The organism is Cupriavidus numazuensis, assembly GCF_905397435.1.
GTDB lineage: Bacteria > Pseudomonadota > Gammaproteobacteria > Burkholderiales > Burkholderiaceae > Cupriavidus > Cupriavidus numazuensis.
Genome location: NZ_CAJPVI010000005.1, coordinates 82,882 through 102,591, shown reverse-complemented (window position 1 = coordinate 102,591; position 19,710 = coordinate 82,882). Strand labels below are relative to the sequence as shown.

General features: G+C 63.6%; 21 protein-coding genes and 1 pseudogene. 14 read left to right on the top strand and 8 right to left on the bottom strand.

Annotated features, from left to right (window positions below; genetic code table 11):
- The first annotated feature begins 1 nt into the window (after position 1).
- Entirely contained in the window at positions 2 to 1,408 is a 1,407-nt protein-coding gene (locus tag KHO41_RS06080; RefSeq protein ID WP_211952406.1) for a formimidoylglutamate deiminase, read from the top strand.
- 50 nt (positions 1,409 to 1,458) lie between these two features.
- Positions 1,459 to 2,271, top strand: a complete 813-nt coding sequence (gene hutG / locus KHO41_RS06075) for an N-formylglutamate deformylase (RefSeq protein ID WP_211952405.1) — start codon at positions 1,459 to 1,461, stop codon at positions 2,269 to 2,271.
- Between the two features lie 45 nt (positions 2,272 to 2,316).
- Here the strand turns inward: hutG and cls are convergent, their stop codons facing one another.
- The 7 genes and pseudogenes from cls to msuE form a co-directional block, all read right to left on the bottom strand.
- A complete protein-coding gene (cls, locus tag KHO41_RS06070) occupies positions 2,317 to 3,786 on the bottom strand; it encodes a cardiolipin synthase (protein ID WP_211952404.1) in 1,470 nt (489 codons plus the stop codon).
- A gap of 126 nt (positions 3,787 to 3,912) precedes the next feature.
- Positions 3,913 to 5,538: a bifunctional aspartate transaminase/aspartate 4-decarboxylase gene (locus KHO41_RS06065; protein WP_211952403.1), complete on the bottom strand. Its 1,626-nt coding sequence runs from the start codon at positions 5,536 to 5,538 to the stop codon at positions 3,913 to 3,915.
- Between the two features lie 96 nt (positions 5,539 to 5,634).
- Positions 5,635 to 7,320: an aspartate-alanine antiporter gene (gene aspT, locus KHO41_RS06060; protein WP_211952402.1), complete on the bottom strand. Its 1,686-nt coding sequence runs from the start codon at positions 7,318 to 7,320 to the stop codon at positions 5,635 to 5,637.
- Between the two features lie 89 nt (positions 7,321 to 7,409).
- Positions 7,410 to 9,104, bottom strand: a complete 1,695-nt coding sequence (aspT, locus tag KHO41_RS06055; protein WP_211952401.1) for an aspartate-alanine antiporter — start codon at positions 9,102 to 9,104, stop codon at positions 7,410 to 7,412.
- Positions 9,105 to 9,401: 297 nt separating this feature from the next.
- A pseudogene (gene loiP, locus KHO41_RS06050) lies at positions 9,402 to 10,161 on the bottom strand (metalloprotease LoiP).
- 186 nt (positions 10,162 to 10,347) lie between these two features.
- Entirely contained in the window at positions 10,348 to 11,136 is a 789-nt protein-coding gene (locus tag KHO41_RS06045) for a class I SAM-dependent methyltransferase (RefSeq protein ID WP_211952400.1), read from the bottom strand.
- Between the two features lie 223 nt (positions 11,137 to 11,359).
- A complete protein-coding gene (gene msuE, locus KHO41_RS06040; RefSeq protein ID WP_211952399.1) occupies positions 11,360 to 11,923 on the bottom strand; it encodes an FMN reductase in 564 nt (187 codons plus the stop codon).
- A 493-nt stretch (positions 11,924 to 12,416) separates the two neighbouring features.
- On the opposite strand from msuE, the gene KHO41_RS06035 reads away from it, so the two are divergent.
- On the top strand, positions 12,417 to 12,767 hold the full coding sequence (locus KHO41_RS06035; RefSeq protein WP_211952398.1) for a type II toxin-antitoxin system RelE/ParE family toxin: 351 nt from the start codon (positions 12,417 to 12,419) through the stop codon (positions 12,765 to 12,767).
- The gene (locus KHO41_RS06030; protein WP_211952492.1) at positions 12,748 to 13,059 is read left to right on the top strand and encodes a helix-turn-helix domain-containing transcriptional regulator; all 312 of its coding nucleotides are present in this window, start codon (positions 12,748 to 12,750) and stop codon (positions 13,057 to 13,059) included. The genes KHO41_RS06035 and KHO41_RS06030 overlap by 20 nt, the downstream gene beginning before the upstream one ends.
- Positions 13,060 to 13,445: 386 nt before the next feature.
- Here KHO41_RS06030 and KHO41_RS41170 read toward each other — a convergent pair whose 3' ends face one another.
- Positions 13,446 to 13,889, bottom strand: a complete 444-nt coding sequence (locus KHO41_RS41170; RefSeq protein ID WP_244873731.1) for a DUF4224 domain-containing protein — start codon at positions 13,887 to 13,889, stop codon at positions 13,446 to 13,448.
- An 88-nt stretch (positions 13,890 to 13,977) separates the two neighbouring features.
- Between KHO41_RS41170 and KHO41_RS41880 the strand changes: the two genes are divergently transcribed.
- The 10 genes from KHO41_RS41880 to KHO41_RS05970 all read left to right on the top strand — a co-directional run bounded on the left by KHO41_RS41880 (position 13,978) and on the right by KHO41_RS05970 (position 19,645).
- Positions 13,978 to 14,313 (top strand): terminase small subunit, encoded by a 336-nt coding sequence (locus KHO41_RS41880; protein WP_211952397.1) that lies wholly within the window; start codon positions 13,978 to 13,980, stop codon positions 14,311 to 14,313.
- Between the two features lie 317 nt (positions 14,314 to 14,630).
- Positions 14,631 to 14,942, top strand: a complete 312-nt coding sequence (locus KHO41_RS06010; RefSeq protein ID WP_211952396.1) for a hypothetical protein — start codon at positions 14,631 to 14,633, stop codon at positions 14,940 to 14,942.
- Positions 14,943 to 14,958: 16 nt separating this feature from the next.
- Positions 14,959 to 15,543, top strand: coding sequence for a recombinase family protein (locus tag KHO41_RS06005; protein WP_211952395.1), 585 nt, complete (start codon positions 14,959 to 14,961; stop codon positions 15,541 to 15,543).
- 465 nt (positions 15,544 to 16,008) lie between these two features.
- Positions 16,009 to 16,314: a helix-turn-helix domain-containing protein gene (locus KHO41_RS06000; RefSeq protein ID WP_211952394.1), complete on the top strand. Its 306-nt coding sequence runs from the start codon at positions 16,009 to 16,011 to the stop codon at positions 16,312 to 16,314.
- Complete coding sequence (locus KHO41_RS05995; RefSeq protein WP_211952393.1) at positions 16,311 to 16,490, top strand: hypothetical protein; 180 nt, start codon at positions 16,311 to 16,313, stop codon at positions 16,488 to 16,490. Before KHO41_RS06000 ends, KHO41_RS05995 begins: the two co-directional genes overlap by 4 nt.
- A gap of 6 nt (positions 16,491 to 16,496) precedes the next feature.
- Complete coding sequence (locus KHO41_RS05990) at positions 16,497 to 16,775, top strand: hypothetical protein (protein WP_211952392.1); 279 nt, start codon at positions 16,497 to 16,499, stop codon at positions 16,773 to 16,775.
- A gap of 23 nt (positions 16,776 to 16,798) precedes the next feature.
- Positions 16,799 to 17,581, top strand: a complete 783-nt coding sequence (locus KHO41_RS05985; protein ID WP_211952391.1) for a hypothetical protein — start codon at positions 16,799 to 16,801, stop codon at positions 17,579 to 17,581.
- Positions 17,582 to 17,591: 10 nt separating this feature from the next.
- The gene (locus KHO41_RS05980; RefSeq protein ID WP_211952390.1) at positions 17,592 to 17,762 is read left to right on the top strand and encodes a hypothetical protein; all 171 of its coding nucleotides are present in this window, start codon (positions 17,592 to 17,594) and stop codon (positions 17,760 to 17,762) included.
- A 24-nt stretch (positions 17,763 to 17,786) separates the two neighbouring features.
- Positions 17,787 to 19,457 (top strand): hypothetical protein, encoded by a 1,671-nt coding sequence (locus tag KHO41_RS05975; RefSeq protein WP_211952389.1) that lies wholly within the window; start codon positions 17,787 to 17,789, stop codon positions 19,455 to 19,457.
- 11 nt (positions 19,458 to 19,468) lie between these two features.
- Positions 19,469 to 19,645, top strand: a complete 177-nt coding sequence (locus KHO41_RS05970; protein WP_211952388.1) for a hypothetical protein — start codon at positions 19,469 to 19,471, stop codon at positions 19,643 to 19,645.
- The last annotated feature ends 65 nt before the right edge of the window (positions 19,646 to 19,710 follow it).

Genomic DNA, 19,710 nt, shown 5'->3' with positions numbered 1-19,710 from the left:
CATGAACGAAGCACGCATTCTTGCACCCCACGCGCTGCTGCCCACGGGCTGGGCGCGCGACGTGCTGCTGGCATGGGACACAGCAGGCCGCCTGACTACGGTGCAGGCGGGCGCATCGGCCAGTGCCGATGTGCCGCGCGCTGCCGGCCCCGTGCTGCCCGGCATGCCGAATCTCCATTCGCACGCGTTCCAGCGCGGCTTTGCCGGCCTGACGGAATACCGCAGCGTGACGCAGGGCGGCGATCCCGCCGGCGCAGACTCGTTCTGGAGCTGGCGCACGCTGATGTACCGCTTCGCGCTACGCTTGTCGCCGGACACGCTGGAGGCCATCGCCACGCAGCTCTACATCGAGATGCTGCGCGCGGGCTACACCAGCGTATGCGAGTTCCACTACGTGCACCACGACATCGACGGCAAGCCCTACGCAGACGCCGCCGAGATGTCGCTGCGCCTGCTGCGCGCGGCCGAACGCGTCGGCATCGGCATGACACTGCTGCCTGTGCTGTACCAGACGGCCGGCTTCGGCGACAAGCCGGCGGTGGCGGAGCAGCGCCGTTTCCTGCATGACACCGACGCAATGCTCAGGCTGCTCGAACGCCTGGCGCCGGCGTGCGCGCAGCACGGGGCGCGCCTGGGCCTGGCTCCGCATTCGCTGCGCGCGGTGCCGCAACAGAGCCTGACGCACGTGCTGGCTGGCCTGCATGCGATGGACGCCACCGCTCCCGTGCACATCCACATTGCCGAGCAGCAGCGCGAGGTGGACGACTGCATCGCGCAGACCGGCATCCGGCCCGTCGAATGGCTGCTCGACCATGCCGAGGTCGATGCGCGCTGGTGCCTTGTGCATGCCACGCATATGGACTGGGATGAACGAAGGCGTCTCGCGCACAGCGGCGCGGTGGCCGGCATCTGTCCGACCACCGAGGCGAACCTGGGCGACGGCGTGTTCGAAGCCGCGCCGTACCTGGCCCAGCACGGCGTCTGGGGCATCGGCTCGGACAGCCATGCGAGCGTGAGCGTGGCCGAAGAACTGCGCATGTTCGAGTACGGCCAGCGGCTGGCCCTGCAGCAGCGCAATGTGCTGGCCTCGGAATCGCATATGCAGGTCGCGGATCGTCTCTACCTCGAAGCGGTAGCTGGTGGTGCGCGTGCAACGGGCCGCGCAGTAGCCGGGCTCGCAGCGGACCAGCAGGCCGATTTCGTTGTGCTCGACGGTTCGCACCCGGCGCTGGCGGGGCTCGACGGTGCCCAGGCGCTGGCCACGCACGTCTTTGCCAATCACGGTCATGAGACACTAGCGGAAGTCCGCACTGCCGGCCGTTGCCGCGTGCAGCATGGTGCGCATCCGCTGCAGGCGGAAGCTGGCCGGCTGTTCGTGGCGGCGCGCGCGAGCCTGCTGGGCGACTGAAACCGGCAGCCGCCGCCTGGTGCGGCGCGCTGCCCTGCATTGCACAGACCATGTCCTTTTCTACAGACACTCCCGCTTTCACCCTGCATCGCGGCACCCGGCCGCTGCTGGTATCGATGCCGCACGTTGGCACCTACCTTCCTGCGACCGTGTCGCAGCGGCTGACCGCCGAGGCACGCACCGTGCCCGATACCGACTGGCACCTGGAACGCCTCTACGACTTCGCGCGCGAGCTTGGCGCGTCCGTACTGGCGGCCACGCATTCGCGCTACGTGGTGGACCTGAACCGTCCGCCCGATAACGCCAATCTCTATCCGGGCCAGGACACCACGGGCCTGTGCCCGGTCGACACCTTCGACAAGACGCCGCTATACGCAAACGGCGTGGGCCCTGACGATGCCGAGATCGGCGCGCGGCGTGACGCCGTATGGCGGCCGTACCATGGCGCGCTGGCCGAGGAACTCGCTCGCCTGCGCCAGCAGCATGGCACCGTGGCACTGTGGGATGCGCACTCGATCCGCTCGATGCTGCCGCGCTTCTTCGAAGGCAAGCTGCCCGACTTCAACCTCGGCACGGCCAATGGCGATAGCTGCGATCAAGGGCTGGCCGACGAGTTGCTGGAGATTGCACAGGGCATCCCGGGCCACACTGCGGTGCTGAATGGCCGCTTCAAGGGTGGCTATATCACGCGCAACTACGGGCAGCCGCGCGACGGCGTGCATGCCGTGCAGCTCGAACTCGCGCAATCGGCGTATATGAGCGAGTCCTATCCGTTCGCGTATGACGAGGCGAAGTCCTCGGCGCTGCAGCCGTCGCTCAAGCAGATGCTGGTGGCGGTGCTGGGGTTTGTGGAAGGGCGTTAAGCCGAACTTCGTGGAGAGGGCCAGCGCTTGCCGCAGCCCTCGCCATCACAGCAACGAATCCGCCAGCCGGCAAAGGTTCTGCCAGGTCCGCGTGCGCAACGGCCGCGCGGCCCATTTCTCGCGCACCACGGTATCGCTTGCAGCCAGATAGCGCTGCTGAATGCGCACCATCTTCGCCACCACATCCCTGTCATAAATCACCAGCGCCGATTCCGCATTGAGCGCGAACGAGCGGATATCCATGTTCGTCGAACCGACCATCGCCACCGTGTCGTCGATGGTCACATGCTTGGCATGCAGGAATGCCGGCCGGTACAGGTGGATCTTCACGCCAGACTCCAGCAGCACGCCGAAATACGCCTCCTGCGCGGCCTGCGTGAAGCGCTGGTCGATACGCTGGGACAGCACGAGGTGCACTTCCACTCCGCGATAGCAAGCCACGAGCAGCGCCTGCAGGAACGATTCGTCGGGCACGAAGTAGGGCGTGGTGATGACCACGCGGCGCACGGCGTTGTGGATCAATGAGACCAGCACCATCTGCGCATTCTGCGTACCGTAGCCCGGCCCGCTCGGCAGCATCTGCGCGATGCACGGCCCGTCCGGCGCCAGCGGCGGGAAATCGGCCGCGCCGAGATCCTTGTCGCCGGTTTCGAGGTAGCGGTCCGCGAGGAACACCGCCTGCAGTTGCGATACCACCGGACCGGTCACGCGTGCCACCAGTTCTTCATTGGGGAGCCCCGGCATCGATTCGGCATCGACGATGTTCTGCGAGCCGATGTAGCCGACGCTGCCATCCAGCACGACGATCTTGCGGTGATTGCGCAGGTCGAAGCGCGCACTCTTGCCCTTGAGCACTGCCGACAGCGACCCCATTGGCAATACCGGCACCACCTGCACGCCGGCCTCGCGCAGTTCGTCCGTATAGGCCTTCAGGCTGGCGCGTGCGCCCAGCGCGTCGAGCAGTACGCTGCAGCGTACGCCGCGGCGCGCCGCGCGCAGCACGGCGTCGGTCACCGTGCGGCCGGTGGCGTCGGCCGCGTAGATGTACATCAGGATGTGCACCGACTGCTGCGCGGCGTCGATGTCGGCCACCATTGCGGCGATGACGTCGCCGTAGTGGTCCATCAGCGTGACCGTGTTGCCGCGCACCGGCGCAAAGGAGCCAACGCGTTCAATGAGGCTGGCGCCGGTCCGGCATAGTGCGTCGGGCAGCGGGTCCTGCGGCAGTTCATGGCTGATGCGCTCGCGCAGCTGCTCGATTCCCTTGTTGATGCGGGCAAGCTTGAGGCTGCGCGATTTCGGGTAGTAGATGCGTCCGAACAGCGCATAGAGCAGCAGGCCCAGCCAGGGCACGAAGAACACCAGCAGCAGCCACGTGCGCGCGGCCGCCGGCGCGCGGCGCTGCGGCACGTAGACCAGCATCGTGAGGCGGATCGCCCATTCGGTCACCGTGAACAGCGGGCCCCACCACAGGGCGGGGTCGGGCAGCGAGGACAGGAACGGTGGAAGCGGCATGCCGGGGCTCGGGTATGGCGGCGGAGGTCACTGGAATCGCCCACGACCATACCAGAGCCGGCTGCATGCAGCCAACCGCATGCAGCCGGCGACGTGCCCGGCACCACAGTGCCGGGCACGTTGCGCTTACTTCTTCACCACGTGTTTGTTGGCCTTGTTGCCGGTTGCCGCGTTGTACTTGTCCACGTATTCCTCGAACAGCTTGCGGATCGAGCGGCCGATCTTTGCGTAGTCCGATTCATTGAGGTTGGCCAGCGATACGCGGCCCGACGGATGGCGCGTGCCGAAGCCCCGGCCTGGCAGCAGTACCACGCCGGCATCCTCGGCAAGGTGGAACAGCAGCTCGTTCGGTTCCACCGACGACAGCACCCACTTGACGAAGTCCGGCCCTATTGCCTTGCCACCCAGCGCCTCGATATCGAGCAGGGTGTAGTAGTCGACGGCATTCGGGTCATCCGCCTCCGGCGCGATGCCGATCTCGCGGTACAGCGCCGCCTTGCGGCTGCGGATCAGGCGCTTCATCGCGGCCTTGTAGCTGTCCGGCGTGTCCATCAGCGAGAACAGCGAGAACAGCACCATCTGCACCTGCTGCGGCGTGGACAGGCCGGCCGTGTGGTTCAGCGCCACCGTGCGGCTGTCGGCCACCAGGCGGTCGATGAACTTGAGCTTGTCCGGCTCGGTGGTGATCGACGTATAGCGCTCGTGCAGTTCCTTGCGCGCGGCGTCGGGCAACGCGGCGATCTTTTCGTCGAAGACGTTGTCGCGGTGCGTGGCGATCACGCCCAGGCGCCAGCCGGTCGCGCCGAAGTACTTCGAGAACGAGTACACCAGGATGGTGTTCTTCGGGCACATCGCAAACAGCGAGACGAAGTTGTCGGCGAAGGTGCCATACACATCGTCGGTCAGGATGATCAGGTCCGGACGTTCCTCGATGATCGACGCCAGGTACTCGAGGCTTTCATCGCTCATGCGCACCGACGGCGGGTTGCTCGGATTGACGAGGAAGAAGGCCTTGACCTTGGGGTCGCGCAGCTTGTCGAGTTCCTTGTTCGAGTACTGCCAGCGCTCGTTGGGGTCAGCGTCGATCGAGAGTTCGACCAGCTTGAAGTCGTTGAGCTCCGGAATCTCGATGTACGGCGTAAAGATCGGCATGCCCAGCGCAATGGTATCGCCGGCCTTGAGCAGGTGGTTCTCGCGGATCGAGTTGAACAGGTACGTCATTGCCGCGGTGCCGCCTTCGACCGCGAACAGGTCGAACTCGCCGATGAACGGATGGCTGCCGATCATCTCCTTGCGGATGTACTGGCCGACGATGACCTCGGACAGCTTCAGCATGCGGTCCGGCACCGGGTAGTTGCAGGCCAGGATGCCTTCGCACATTTCATAGAGGAAATCGCCGGCGCTCAGGCCGAGCTGATCGCGCACATACGAAACGGCGCCGGCCAGGAAGGACACGCCCGGCACGTCCGCATACTCTCGCGCGAACAGGTCGAAGCGTTCCTCGATGCCCTCGCGGCGCGGGAAGCCGCCTACGCCTTCGGGCATATACGAGAACGAACGCTCAGATTCGCGCATGGCGAACAGGCCGAGCTGCCAGAAGCCGTGGCGCGGAATCGTCGCGAGGAAGTTGGGGTTGCCGCGGCCCGCGTTCAGCATCAGGCGGTCCGCATCGCTGCTGGCAAGCTTGATCAGTTCATCCTTCAGTTCGAACGGCGAGAGGCTCGCCAGCTTGGACATATCCGGTTTGGTCATGACTTGCTCCTGTTAAGACGCTTGTCGGGTTGGCGCTGGCGGGCCGGGAGGGAAGGGCGGCCCGCGCAGCAGGAAGGACGATGAAGCGGACGGCCGCTAGACGAGGCCCACCACCAGCGGGCCGAGCAGCGTCAGCAGCACGTTGGCGATGGCGTAGGTGATGGCGAAGGGCACGGTCGGCACCGGGCTCTCGGCCTTGTCGAGAATGCCGCCGAAGGCGGGGTTCGCGCTGCGCGACCCGGACAGCGCGCCGGCGAGCAGCGCGGCGTTGTCGTACTTGAGCACGTAGCGGCCGAAGAACATGGTCAGGAACAGCGGCAGCAGCGTGACCACGGCACCGAGGATGAAGATGGTCAGGCCTTGCTGCTTCAACGTGGTAGCAGCCTGCAGACCCGAGTTGATGCCGACGATGGCCACGAACGCAGCGAGCCCGAAGTCCTTCAGCAGCTGGCACGCGGCAGTCGGCATCGCGCCGAACATCTTGTGCTTGGACCGGGCCCAGCCGAACACCAGGCCGGAGAGCAGCGCACCGCCGCCGGAACCGAGCGTCAGCGGGATCGAGCCGATGCGCCATACCAGCAGGCCGATCAGCAGGCCCACCAGCACACCGGCACCGAAGTAGACGAAGTCCGTCTTCTCGGTGGGCACCAGCTCATAGCCGGCCATTTCGACTGCGCGCTTGGTATCGGCGGGCGTGCCATACAGCGTGATGACGTCGCCATGCTGCAGCTTCAGTTCGGGCAGCAGCGGCAGCGGGTGATCGTAGCGCTCGATGTGCTCGATATAGACGCCATGGCGCATATCACGCCCCACCATCTCGACGATCTCCGCCACCGTCTTGTTGTTCATGCCCTTGGCGGTGAACACTACCTTGCGCGTCTGCATGACGACGCCCATGCCTTCCGCGTCGGCGACTTCCTCGCCGATCAGTGCGGCCGTGGGCACCATGGCATCGCGGCGGCCGACCAGCAGCACCAGGTCTCCGTCCTTGAGCACGATGTCCTGCTTGACCTCGAGCGCCTTGCCGCCGCGCTGGATCTTCTCCACCGTGACGAGATCCTCGCCGCCGATCTCGATCTGCGAAACGGTCTTGCCTGCAGCGCCGCCCACACGAAAGAGCCGGCCCACGAGGCGCGGCAGCGCACCGCGCTGTCCCGGGCCGAACTGCGGCAGCCCGCCGTGCAACTGCGCTTCCATCTTCTTGGCGTCTTCCTTCAGGTCCGCCTTCATGAAGCGCGGCAGGATGTTCACGCAGACGATGATCGCGCCGAGAGACCCAAACACATAAGTCACGGCGTAGCCAATCGCAACGTTCGCCTGTAGCTGCTTCACCTGGTCCGGCGGCAGCCCGAGCTTGGTGATCGCGTCGCCCGCTGTACCAATGATGGCCGACTGGGTCATGCCGCCAGCGGCAAGGCCAGCGGCAATGCCCTTGTCGAGATCAAAGATCTTCGCCAGCACCACCACCGTGACCAGGCCGCATACCGCCATGAACACTGCCATGGCGATCTCGCGCAGCGAGCTGCGGTTCAGCGAGTTGAAGAACTGCGGGCCGCTTTCATAGCCGACCGCGTAGATGAAGACAGCGAACATCACCGCCTTTACGCCATTGTCGATCTGGACGCCGACCTGGCTGATCAGCACCGCGGCCAGCAGCGAGCCGGCCACGCCACCGAGCTGGAAGCGCCCGAACGTAATCTTGCCAATGGCGTAGCCGACGGCCAGCGACAGGAATAGCGCTGATTCCGGCGATTTCTGGAAAATGTCATGCAACCATTCCATGAGGGCCTCCTGATGCGATGGGAGCGGGTTGAGACTGCAGGGCCGAATGTGCTGCCCGGTTGGTGAAACGTGTTCTCAGACGCGGGGCATCAGTGCCTCGCCAGGGCACCCGCCATGGCCACGGAAATTGGCCCCAGCAGCGGAAGCAGGACATTGGAAATTGCATAGGTGATCGTGTAGCCGATCACGGGGGTGCCGTTGCCGGCCGCGCTGGTCAGCGCCATGATCGTCGGCGTGCTGCAGTGCTGGCCCGCCACCGCGCCGAGCAGGATCGGCGTGTCCAGCTTCAGCCAGCGGTGACCGATGAACAGCGAGATCGCTGCCGGCACCACCGAGACCAGGATGCCCGCCACCGGCAGGATCAGACCGTATTCGCGAATGAGCTTGATGGCATCGGGCCCGGCGGACAGGCCGACTGCGGCAATGAACGTGGCGAGGCCGAAGTCCTTCAGGATCTCGGCCGCGGAAGCGGGCAGTGAGCCGAATAGCGGCATGCGCGCGCGCAGCCAGCCGAATATCAGGCCCGACACCAGGCAGCCGCCGCCGGTGCCCAGCGTGAGATCGGCCTGGCCGAGCTTGACGCTGAACGCGCCGATCAGCATGCCCAGCAGCACGCCAATGCCCAGGAACACGAAATCCGTCTTGATGGTCGGCGTGACCGCGTAGCCGAGTTCCGGCACCACACGCTGCACGGCTTCCTGTGGACCGCTCAGTGTCAATACATCACCACGCTCGAGCACCGTTTCCGGCAGCGTGGGGACGCGATGCTGCATGCGCGAGATGCGCTGGATATACACGCCGCGGCCCATGCCGACGTCAGCCATCTGGCGCAGCCGGGCCAGCGTCAGTCCGCGGACTTCACGCCGCGTGAGCAGCACGTCCTGCTCGCTCTGCACGGCTTCCATGCCGGGTTCTTCGGGCAACTCAGTGCCGACGTAGCCGGCAAAGGCCACCATCGCGTCGCGCCGGCCGACTGCGAGCACCACATCGCCGGCACGCAACAATTCGGCTGGTGATGGGCGGAAGGTCTCGCCGTCGCGCCGCACGCGACGGATCGTGACGCCGAGCGCGACCAGTTGCTCCGCTTCCAGCACCGTCTTGCCCGCGACGCGCTCCACGCGCAGCACGCGGCCGACCAGCAGCGGCAGCGCGCTGCTCTGGCCCTCGCCCATGTCGTTCTCGCCGCCAAGCTTCTGCCACAACTCTTCCGCGGATTTGCGCAGGTTCACGCGCAGCAGCCACGGCGCAAGCTGGCTCGTGAACAGCACGATCGAGATCAGGCCGAACAGATACGTCACGCTGTACGCCGTGACGATATTGGTCTGCAGCACGCGCACCTGCTCGGACGAGATGCCGAGCCGGGAAATCGCTTCGGATGCGGTGCCGATCACGGCCGATTCGGTCGCGGCGCCGGCGAGCAGGCCGGCGGCCGTCCCCTGGTCCAGGCTCAGCAACGGCACGGCGATTGCAAGCAGTGCCAGCAGGACGAAGGCTTCCACGAGCGACAGCAATCCGATCCGCCACTCGCGCCCGACATTGGCGAAGAACTGCGGCCCACCCGTGAAGCCGAGCGCAAAGATGAATACCGCGAAGGCTACATTCTTGACGTCGTTATCCAGGCGCGCACCGCTTTGCCCGATCACTAGCGCGGCGATCAGCGTGCCGCAGATGCCGCCGAGCTGGAATGGCCCGAACCGGATCGCGCCAATCGCATGGCCGACCGCGAGCGCCAGGAAGAGCGCAATCTCCGGTTGGGAGGCAAGCAGGCCTGAAAGCGATTCCATGCGCGGCAGCGATATCCTTGATGCGTTCGACGTGGCGCGGATACGTGCCGTTGCGTCTGGCCGGGAGATGCGTGCGGTCAGGCGGGTGGCCAGTACGCGTCCGCAACCGTTGGGATGCGGCGTGGTCGATTATCACTGTCGGGGTGGAGCAGGCGTAGTGAAAGCTTTTGTCCGTGAATTAAATAATTAAACGCTATCCATGTCTGCTGCGGCGCAGCGCGGCGCGGTGTGGCCTGGTGGGAGGGATGTGCCACGCCTCACCCGATTGGGTGCGGCGCGGCGGTAATGATGTCGCGCTTACTTGCCGCCTGCGAGGCGCGCGTCGATGTGCTTGGCGCGCTCGAGCGAGCCGGGGTGGGAACTGAGCATGCTGGACTGTCCGCCATCGAGCGAGGCCAGCTTGCGGAACGCAGAAGCGAGCGCCTGCCGGTTTGCGCCATTCTTCGTCAGCAAATCGAAAGAATAGTCATCGGCGGCACTTTCCTGCCGTTGGGAAAACTGCGCGTTGATGAACTGTTCACCAAGATCCGCGATCTGCGATGACGTCAGCGCGGTCAGCGTCGGGTTGCCCAGCGCGCCCAGCGCGCCGCGCGCCGCGCGCCGCCGACGTGCCGTAGGCGACCTGCATGGCCGCCTTGGTATGCCCTAGCGCAACGTGGCCGATTTCATGCCCGACCACACCGCGCACTTCATCATCTGTCATCAGGTCCATCAGGCCGCTGTAAACGCGCACGCAGCCGTTGGCCATGGCCCAGGCATTGACGTCCTTGGTCATGTAGACCTTGGCGTCAAGCGGCAGGCCGGTATTGCCGAGGCCGCTCATGACATTGGCGAGCCGTTTCGTGTAGGTGCTGTCGGCGGCGGCGATGGTGTTCTTCTTGTCCATCTCCGCGCATGACTGGTCGGACAGGGTCTTGACGTTGGCATCGGACAGCGAGGCGGCTGAAAACAGGCTGCCGCCCGCTTGCGTCATGCTGTCCATGTTCATGTTGGCGCAACCGGCCTGCAGGGCGATGCAGGCAATGGCAGGGACGGCATATCGCGCATATCGCGTCATGGCTGGGGCTCCGTGGCGGGATTGACCAATGCATAGCATAGGAAAACCGTGGGCGGATGCGCCAGTGGATTTCGTCCGACACGCACGGCGGGGAGTGGGCCGTACGGATGTGGTGCCGGGGATACTGGCCGTCTCGCGTATGTCCGCGAGGCGGCCTGGCGTTTCGCGCGATTGCGGGGCTATGGCTCAGCGCCCCGTCAGCTCGTAGGCGATGGTGCGGATGACGCCGCCGCTGTCCGGAACCTCGCACAGGATGCGCGCGGACGATACCTTCAGGTTGAACGGCGGCGCGGTCAGTACCAGGCCGCTTGGAACCGGCCCGAACAGGCGCAGGTGCGAGCCGATCGCCTTGTCGAGATTGGGCGTGAAATCCGAGCTATGGGGCAGGTACTCGGTCAGGATCAGCACTTTGTACGGGCCCAGCTTGGACAACACGCTGGCAATGCGCGCATTGTCCAGATGGTCCAGCACCTGGCGCAGGAACACGATATCGCCCGGTGGCAGCGGGTCGGTCGTGATGTCCACGCAACGGAAGTCGACGTCGAGATGGGAGAACCGCGTGCGGTTGGACTGGATCGCCGCATCGACCACGTCGCAGGCCATATAGCGTCCACACTCGGCACGGATGCGTTTGCCGACGTTGAAATCGCCGCAGCCCAGGTCGACGACGGCCGGCCGCTCCGGCAGTGCTTTCAGGTACTCGGTGACGGCCTTCACATACGGCTCGACGATCTTCGGGTCGTGGGAACTGCTGCCGCTGTAGAAGCCGGACTGATCTTCCGCCACACCCCACGCGCCGGTCTTGTACACATGGGTGAACACTTCGCCCAGTGACTTGCCTTCATACAGCGAACCTTCCTTGCGGATGGCGCGATCACGGTGGAATTTCAATATCCACGACGGCATGAAAGGCTTTAGCCGTTGCTTGACTCGTTGCGCCAGTACAGAACGCGGGGATGAGGCTGCCGTAGTCATATTGTCTCCTGCCTGCGTGCGAGTGGGGGAAAGACGATCCGTATCGACAAGACTGCCGTTCGAGCGTAGTGGCAATTCGCCCTATCGCGACCACCCGAACGGGTGCGTTCTGTGCGGAAGGTATCGGCTTTGCAGGCCGTCCGATGTCTGTTTCCCCACATTCCGGCGCGCGGACGGAGTACCCCGCATCGGTTCCCCACGGCGTGTGCGAACGATTCAGCGCTCACGCAGCTTTCAACGCAACGCGGCGGTGCGCCGCGAACAACGGCGCGGCACGGTCCGCGGCAAGCCGGATACGCTCGCGCAGCGCAGGGCTGTGCACGACGTAGCTTTCGAAATCCGCCGGGGTCGCATAGACGCCGATCGGCAGCGTCAGCGCCTGCAGGAAACCAAAGAGGGGGCGAAGCTGATGCTCGAGCACGAGCGCGTGGCGGTCGCTGCCGCCGGTGGCGGCGAGCAGCACGGGCTTGTCGGCGAGCGCTTCCTGGCCGACCAGATCGAACAGGTGCTTGAAGTGGCCCGGATACGCGCCGCGATAGACCGGAGCCGCGGCGATGATCAGGTCGGCGGATTCGAGCGCCTGCAGCTCCGCCTCGATCCCGGCAGGCAACTCGGCGCGCCAGAGCGCGCCGCCGAGCGGGCGCGCGATATCGGCCAGGTTGATGACATGGACATCGATATGCAGCCGCGCGTCGAACTCGGCAATCAATGCCTGGATCAGCGCAAGCGTGCGCGAAGGTTGCTGGGTGCTGCCATTGACGGCAACGATCTTGAGGGGCTTGGACACAATAGGTTTCCGCGAAGTGTGGTTGGGTTGTGTCCAGACGATACTGCGGCGCGGCTGTCGCGAGAACGACGCGTTCGTTCTATCCATAGGCGATGCGTACGCATAAGGGCATGCGCAATCGTTTGTTCCTCGCAGACGAGGTGTGTCTCTCGTGGCCGATGAGCCGACCACCGCGCTCGATGTCGCGCAGGCCTAGATCCTGGAATTGCTGGACAGGCTACGGCGCGAGCTGAGCCAGGTTTCAGGTCATCGGCAGTCGCCGAGATGAATCTGATTTCAAGAAGCAGGAGCGTGCGTACATGTGACCCGGCACTACGATACGCAATTTTCTTTATCCCAATGCACGTCCTGCAACGCCAGGCGCCGGATCCTGTAGCGCGCGATGTGCCGCCTGTCTGCACGCCATGCATTCCCCGGCGGCCACTGGCATGACGAGAAGCAGGTATCTAAGGTTTGAATCGGCGGCTTGCTCTCGATTCGTTTATAAACGAAAATGAATGTCTATCGAATCGAGCACTATGTGACGCCGGGCGAGCATCAGGATCTCTACCTGAACTGGCTGCGACGCCTGCGTGACAGCCAGGCCAAGGTGGCGGTGATTCGGCGCGTGGCCCGGGTCGAGCTTGGCAATTTCGGCGACCACAGGTTCTGCCGCGATGGCGTGTGGGAACTGCGCATTGACGTGGGGCCGGGCTACCGAGTCTATTACGCCGTCTCCGGTCATCGCGTGGTGTTGCTGCTGTGCGGTGGCGACAAGCGGACGCAGGAGGCGGATATCACGCGGGCAGTGGAATATTGGCAGGACTGGCAACGGAGATCGGATGATGAAGAGCAGATCGCATGACGAGGCAATGGCCGAGCTATACAGCAGCGATCCAGCACTGGCGCTGGAGGTCATCAATGGCATCCTGGCCAATGGTGACCAGGCCGAGTTGCTGATCGTGTTGCGCCAGATGGCGCAGGCCTTTGGTGGTGTTCAGGCTGTGGCCGAGCAGGCACACCTGAATCCGACCCAGCTCTATCGTACGCTGTCGCCGAAGGGCAATCCGGCACTTAGCAGTCTGTCAGCCATTCTCAAAGCGATGGGGATGCGGCTAGCGGTGCAGCCCCTGACAACACCGGCGCATGCGAGCTGAACCTCAGCCAGGCGAAAGCACGGCCGCTTATTGCCGTCTTGAGGCTAAAGTTCGGATGCACCTTACGGTGTAGGGGATTCCAAGCTGATGGTGCCGGGGTCGGACTGAAACACCATCCGCAAAGCCTCGCCAGATATAGGGACTGGTATCGGCAGCGGAAAATGTACCCCCAAATATACCCCCAGCACCATTGTTACTCACGATTCTCGACGCGCGCGTGAGATAGATCGAGGCTTGTAGCAATCTCCTCTGCAAACCGTTGGCAAGCTGTCCGCCGAATCCCGCCACGTGGCGGGATTAACCACTACCGCACAACGGGGGTTGCCAAAGCGCTCGACACGCTCACGCTCGGCGGTCTCCAACCGTCCCGACTAACACCTACGCCTCTACGCGGCGCTGCGGCTTGCCGCAATCTGGGCATCGATCCAGCCCTGGACCTCCGATTCGATCCAGAGGCTGCACATCCCCGCCTTGATGGGCTTAGGGAAGTCACCAGCCTGGATCTTGGCGTAGATGCTGCTCCGGCTCAGGCCGACCAGCCGGCGCACCTCGGGGAGGCGGAGAATCCGGCGTTGGGCTTGCTCAGTCATGGGCATGCTCCGTTGCGACCAGGCGCTGCGCGACAATCCGATGCAGTTCGGCTCCCACTCTTCCGCGGCGGCCTCGCGGCCATCGCCGCCCAGAAGCTTCACCACGTGGGCGCGTAGCACAATGAGGCGTCCGTCGGGACGCGCCTTATGCTCGATGCCCAGCGCGCGCAGCATCTCAACCTGCGAACGGCGCTGTCTGCGCTGGGTCAGCTCGCGGAGTTCTTCGACTGTCAGGAACATGGACTCGCTCATATCGCCTTCCCCCTTAGGAACTATCGCAACCAGTTGCTACGATCGCGCAGAATAGCTTGGCCCGGGTTGAGTTTTTTTGAGCCCAAAAAAGAGCGCGGCGCGAGTTTTTGCAGCCCCTAAAGGAATCGCTCCCTCCACGCAAGCGGCGATTCGAGCGGGGTATAAGGGGGACCCGAACACGGTTGGCCCTCGGTTGTTGGTAAATGTTGGTATTGCGAGGGCTATTCAGGCTGCGCAACAGGCGCGCTCAGAGCGCACCCAGATCACCGCTGACAAGGTGCTTCGGCGCTGGTGGGATCTCGCCAACGTCGACGTCAACGAGCTGTGTGGGCCGCTACAGAAAACTACAGTTCAGGGGCCGGCCTCGATCAGCGCCGTAGGACGGCTGCCGTCATCGCCGCGGAGAACCTAACAAAACCTAATGTTGCCGAGTATCTCGCGCAGCGTAGGGATGAGATTGCTAGGGAAAACTAGAGTTCGGAGCAGCGAAGCAATGTGGCCACGATGCTCAGAAATGCTCAGGTGTCAGGCGCCGGCCTGAGTTTTTGCAGTCCATAAAGGAATGCTGCGCCCGTTGGGTCCCGTCAGGGTGGGGTGTACTCGTTCCTGACTGTCAGTTCCTGCGTCCAGAAATGTCAGGTTAGGGTTGATTAACAAACTTCTTGACACAATCTGGAAAGGGTCTAGAATCCAACCTGACATCAACGAAGAACAACGAGGGAAGGGATCATGATCAAGAAGACCAAGCAGGCGTGGGAAAAGGGCCAGGTCGTGAACGTGGGCTTCATCAAAGGCCTGACTGTCATCGCCGCTGTCGCCGCCCCGGGAGACCGCGCGCCAGACTCATATGTGCTCCTGCGCGGCGAGCAGTTCTATGCGTTCGTGCCCCATCGTGGAATCTCGAAGATCGGCGCCGACGAAGCGCGCCGCATGATAGCTGAGGGTCAGCGCCTGCAAGCCGCCGCTGAAGCCCGCGCTGCCCGGCAAGCTGCTGGTGCGATCGCGGCCGCCAAGCTGGCCGCCGAACTGATGACTGCCTGAACCCCGGGGGCGAGAAATGAGCAAGCATCAGCGAGTAGGTTACAAGCGCGTATCGACCCTTGATCAAAACACGGAGCGCCAGCTCGATGGCGAGCAGCTCGACCGGGTTTTCGAAGACAAGGCATCGGGGAAGGACATGAACCGGCCCGCACTGATCGAGGCCATCAAATACGTCCGCGAGGGAGATACACTTGTCGTTCACTCCATGGATCGCATGGCGCGTAACACCGAGGATCTACTGCGCTTGGTCCGCGAGCTCAACGACAAGCGCGTGACTGTCGAGTTTTTGAAGGAGCGTCTTTCTTTCAGCGGCAATAGCGCCGATCCGATGGCCCACTTGATGATGACTATGCTTGCCGGCTTCGCTCAGTTCGAGCGCTCAATGATTCGCGAGCGTCAGCGAGAGGGCATCGCGATCGCCAAGGAAAAGGGCGTCTACAAGGGCCGCAAGCCATCGCTGGCCGCTGACCAGGTTGCGGCACTGAAGGAGCGCATCGCGGCTGGGGAGAAGAAGGCGGTCGTGGCGCGCGATTTCGGGATCTCGCGTGAGACGCTTTATCAGTACCTGCGTGGTGATAGCGACAAAGCGACACACGTTTGACGGTGGGCCGCTCCCGTTATATCTCAAAGCGTTGACTATGTGCCCGCTTGTTTGCTAATATGCAGGCAAGGTGGGGTTCATCCACCTAAAAAGCCAAGGCCCGCTTCGTGCGGGCCTTTTGTTTTCCTGCCATCTGCGGGAGAACACGCCGCAAGCCGCCTTCGGGCGGCTTTTTTTATGCCCGCCTCGCGCGGGCATTTTCATTTGGAGATCAAATCGATGATTCCAAATCACCCCGGGCCGGCTCTTCCGGCCATTCCACCTGGTCTTGCCGCTATCGCGAACGGCCGCGACTTTCTGCCAACGGGAGAGGCCGCTCGAGTCCTAAACCGAGCGCCACAGACGCTGCGCCTGTGGGCAAGTGCAGGCGGCCCAATCAAGCCAATCCGCATCAACAGCCGCCTCGCTTGGGCGGTCAGCGATATCGCCACAGTGTTGCGCGGCGGAGGGGAGGGCTAAAGCACGATGACCACCCCAAACGAAAAGGGCCGCAGCTCCTGCCAGAGCGCGACCCAGAAGACCACCACGGTCAATGATAGGGACATGAGCAGCGAGGCGCAACGAAAACGCGTGCTCGAGCACCTGCGGTCATCTCCAAAGACCACCTACAACCTCCGGGCCCTTGGCATCAGCCATCCCGCTGCGCGCGTTCGAGAACTCTTGGCGTTGGGTTATCGAATCCTCGTTGAGCGAATCACCGCGGTCGACAGCGATGGATTCATCCACCATGGCGTGGCCAGGTACAGCCTGAGGTCTGGAGACCACGAGTGATCCAGTTCGTATTGGCACAAGGCGCCGAGCCCAACACCGTGGAGCTACGCACCAGCTCCGTTGGCAGCGACACAGCTGCCAAGCCTCCCCTCGTCGTCCATCACGACCATCTGCAGTCGACGCTGCTCTGCCTCCTCCGCGCGTCCTGCGCGAAGGCCCCCGAGATCAACTCCTGATTCGACATGAAGACCACCATCACCGAAGTGATTGCTGCCCGGCAGGAAGCCGGCGCGGCCTATGCCGCTGCCGCCCAGGCTTACTTAGACGCGTGGGTCACTCTGAAAGCCCATGACATGGCTTGCGCCAACGGAAACGTGGCAGCCATCGACGCCGGCCGCGGCTTTGCTGGCCTCCCTGAGGTAGTGCCGCACTCCGAGTTCTTGACCGCCTCGCTTCACGGCGGCCTGGTCGATCGTGCCGTTGAGCAACACGACCGGATCATTCGCAGCCTGAAGGGCTGAAAGACCACCTTACGGAGAAAGACATGGAATTTTATGAAGACTTCTCGAAGGATCAAACTGTCACCGTTGTCTCGGGACACAGGTTCGAAATCCCTGCATTTCCTGACCAGACCGGCGCCAACGAGAAGGTGCTGGAACTTGGTAAGACCATGTGGAGGCTTGTTGACGAATGGTCCGGCAAGCTGAAGTCCATCCGCAGCGATCAACGGTTCAGCGATTTCGGACGTGCCGAGCACATCGTGCCGATTGCAGAAACTGCCAATCTTCGGCTGCTCGGAGCTTGGAACTTGGCCTCCACATACGAGATGGAAATTGACGCGCGAGAGCACGCCATCATCCACATTCCGAAGATCGCGGACACCCACAGCGTCGCGCATTTAGAGGACCGGGAGATCCGTGACTGGTGGTCCCGACAAGACGTCAAAACGCGGACCAAATTCATGGAGCAATCCGGCGAGCCAGGTAGCGACGCGGAGCGCATGGCGCTGGCAATCCTGCGAAGCCCAATTCCGCAGTCGGATGTCGAAAAGACGTATTTCCGGCGCGTCTGGGAAGACTCCCGCCGCGCTGAGAATCCGGTCGAGGCAGAGTCAATCCAACTCGGGAGGCAGTCGCTCGAATGGGTTACCAAGAACATTCAATTTGTGAGTGTCGTTACCCAGCATTCATTTAAAGACGTACCTCGCGAACACATCCTCAAGTACGCGATCGCGCAGGACAAGGTCTTTTCTCCCCATATCGGGCGGCTCGGATTCTCGAGCCGGGAGATCGCGCAGATGCAACTGCGAATGAGGCAAGGCCGATAAGGAGCGCGAGATGAATAGCGACGCAATGACCCGGCCGGCCGAAGAGCACAAGCGCGATTCCGGCGCTGTCGAGCCGCAAGGCGGAGACCTCGTGCCGCGCTACAACGGAGGCATGCCGTATGGCGGCGTACCGCAGCCTGTTGAGGCGAATAAAAACGACGCGACGCGCGCCGGTCAATAACGAACGATAGAAACGAAGGAACCTATGGACAGAGCCATCATTTATCCAGGCCAGGTACCGCTTGAAACGGATCTGCTGAACACGAACAAGAACACCATGATAGCCGTTGCCAAGCTGGCGGCGGCCATGCTCGGATCGTCCGGCGTGGTCGTGAACGGCCTTGCTTGCGCTCCGACTTCGCCGGCCGGTCTAACCGTTAATGTTTTGCCCGGCGAGATGTATAGCCTTGTCGCAACGGACGCGACGGCATATTCGTCGCTTGCCTCGGACTCGCACACCATCCTGAAGCAGGGCATCGCCCTCGACGCCGTGAACTTGTCCTGCCCGGCGCCGGGCACCGCAGGCCAGTCGATCAACTACCTGATTCAGGCGATCTATCAGGACTCCGACGCCGGCACGGTCGTGCTGCCCTACTACAACGCGAGCAACCCCTCGCAGGCCTTTTCCGGCCCCGGCAATAGCGGCACCGCTCAGCCGACCTCGCGCAAGGGCATCGTCACCATCTCGGCCAAGGCTGGCATCGCGGCCACGACCGGCAGCCAGACGACTCCTGCGCCGGACGCTGGCTATACCGGCCTCTGGGTCGTGACCGTCGCCAACGGCCAATCGACCATCACCTCGGCGAACATCACGCAGGCGGCGAATGCGCCGATCCTGCCGACCGATCTGCTGCATGCGATCCAAGGCAACGCGCTGATCACCGCGAACGACACCGGCTCGGCGAACACCTACGCCGTCAGCTACTCTCCGGCAATCACCGCGCTGACCGACGGCATGGTGCTGTGGTTCAAGGCCAAGACCGCGAACACGGGCGCCTCGACGCTGAACGTAAACGGGCTCGGCGCCATTCCTCTCATCGGCGGCGCGCACAGCGCCTTGCAGGGTGGTGAAATCGTTGCCAACGGGAAATGCCAAGTCGTCTACAGGGCTGACATCAACTCGGCTGTGCTGATCGAGTGCACGGGTGGGGCGCTGCAGGTTGCAGCGGCTACGCAGGGCAATCAGGTGATGCAACTTGGCCAATTTCCTGCGCAGGCTGTCGCGTCAGGTCTGATTAAGACGGTCAAACCAACTACTGCGACGGTGTCTGGCACGTACACCCCGTCTGCGGGCATGGCATTCGTCCTTGTGGAGATGGTCGCTGGGGGCGGGGCCGGAGGCGGGGCTCCCGGTGTATCGAGTCAAGGCGCTGCCGGCGGTGGCGGCGGCGGTGGCGGGTTCGGCCGGCGCCTCTATTCCGCCGCGGAGATTGGCGCTTCGCAATCCTATTCGATCGGTAGCGCTGGCGTCGGAGCATCTGGAGCAGCCGGGGGCGCGGGCGGAAATTCAACGTTCGGTACCGGTGCCACGCTGATTACCTGCAACGGGGGTGCGGGTGGTTCAGCGTCAGTGTCGTCAAGCGCGGTCGGAGCCGTCGGCGGTGGCGGTGTTGGCGGAACGACCAGCGGCGCAACTGACAACATCCAGGGCTGGCCCGGTTCATACGGTATCGGCACGGGCGTGAATGGAGGCACGGGCGGCGTTGGTGGCTCCAGCTACTTCGGCACAGGCGGTGCGAACGTGGCGAACGCCTCCGGCAACATCGCTACGGGTGCGGGCGCCGGCGGTGGCGGAGCCGGCGCGCAGGCTGCGAGCACTGCAGGCGGTAGCGGCACTGTCGGCAAGATCAGGTTCACCGAGTTTCTGACCCAATAAGGAGGAACGCAATGCGCTACGCCATGATCAATCAGACGAGCAACATTGTGGAAAACGTCTTGGAACTGACGGACGAATGGCCCGGTGACAATTCTTGGGCAACGCCGGATGGGTACAAGGTGATCCAGACGGACGCTGGAAACATCGGTGATGTCTATACCGATGGAGAGTTCTCGCCGGCCAGCTAGGTCTTGAGCTGCAATTGGAATCCTGGCCGGCGCCGCAATCGGTTGCCGGCCGTAACTCACGGAGC

Coding starts and splice junctions, on each gene's coding strand:
- hutG (WP_211952405.1), top strand. CDS start 1,459: ATGTCCTTTTCTACAGACACTCCCGCTTTCACCCTGCATCGCGGCACC.
- KHO41_RS06005 (WP_211952395.1), top strand. CDS start 14,959: ATGAGCAAGCATCAGCGAGTAGGTTACAAGCGCGTATCGACCCTTGAT.
- KHO41_RS05970 (WP_211952388.1), top strand. CDS start 19,469: ATGCGCTACGCCATGATCAATCAGACGAGCAACATTGTGGAAAACGTC.
- aspT (WP_211952401.1), bottom strand. CDS start 9,104: ATGGAATCGCTTTCAGGCCTGCTTGCCTCCCAACCGGAGATTGCGCTC.
- KHO41_RS06080 (WP_211952406.1), top strand. CDS start 2: ATGAACGAAGCACGCATTCTTGCACCCCACGCGCTGCTGCCCACGGGC.
- KHO41_RS05985 (WP_211952391.1), top strand. CDS start 16,799: ATGGAATTTTATGAAGACTTCTCGAAGGATCAAACTGTCACCGTTGTC.
- KHO41_RS41170 (WP_244873731.1), bottom strand. CDS start 13,889: ATGTTCCTGACAGTCGAAGAACTCCGCGAGCTGACCCAGCGCAGACAG.
- KHO41_RS06030 (WP_211952492.1), top strand. CDS start 12,748: ATGAAGAGCAGATCGCATGACGAGGCAATGGCCGAGCTATACAGCAGC.
- aspT (WP_211952402.1), bottom strand. CDS start 7,320: ATGGAATGGTTGCATGACATTTTCCAGAAATCGCCGGAATCAGCGCTA.
- KHO41_RS05975 (WP_211952389.1), top strand. CDS start 17,787: ATGGACAGAGCCATCATTTATCCAGGCCAGGTACCGCTTGAAACGGAT.
- KHO41_RS06065 (WP_211952403.1), bottom strand. CDS start 5,538: ATGACCAAACCGGATATGTCCAAGCTGGCGAGCCTCTCGCCGTTCGAA.
- cls (WP_211952404.1), bottom strand. CDS start 3,786: ATGCCGCTTCCACCGTTCCTGTCCTCGCTGCCCGACCCCGCCCTGTGG.
- KHO41_RS06035 (WP_211952398.1), top strand. CDS start 12,417: ATGAATGTCTATCGAATCGAGCACTATGTGACGCCGGGCGAGCATCAG.
- KHO41_RS05990 (WP_211952392.1), top strand. CDS start 16,497: ATGAAGACCACCATCACCGAAGTGATTGCTGCCCGGCAGGAAGCCGGC.
- KHO41_RS06000 (WP_211952394.1), top strand. CDS start 16,009: ATGACCACCCCAAACGAAAAGGGCCGCAGCTCCTGCCAGAGCGCGACC.
- KHO41_RS06010 (WP_211952396.1), top strand. CDS start 14,631: ATGATCAAGAAGACCAAGCAGGCGTGGGAAAAGGGCCAGGTCGTGAAC.
- KHO41_RS05980 (WP_211952390.1), top strand. CDS start 17,592: ATGAATAGCGACGCAATGACCCGGCCGGCCGAAGAGCACAAGCGCGAT.
- KHO41_RS06045 (WP_211952400.1), bottom strand. CDS start 11,136: ATGACTACGGCAGCCTCATCCCCGCGTTCTGTACTGGCGCAACGAGTC.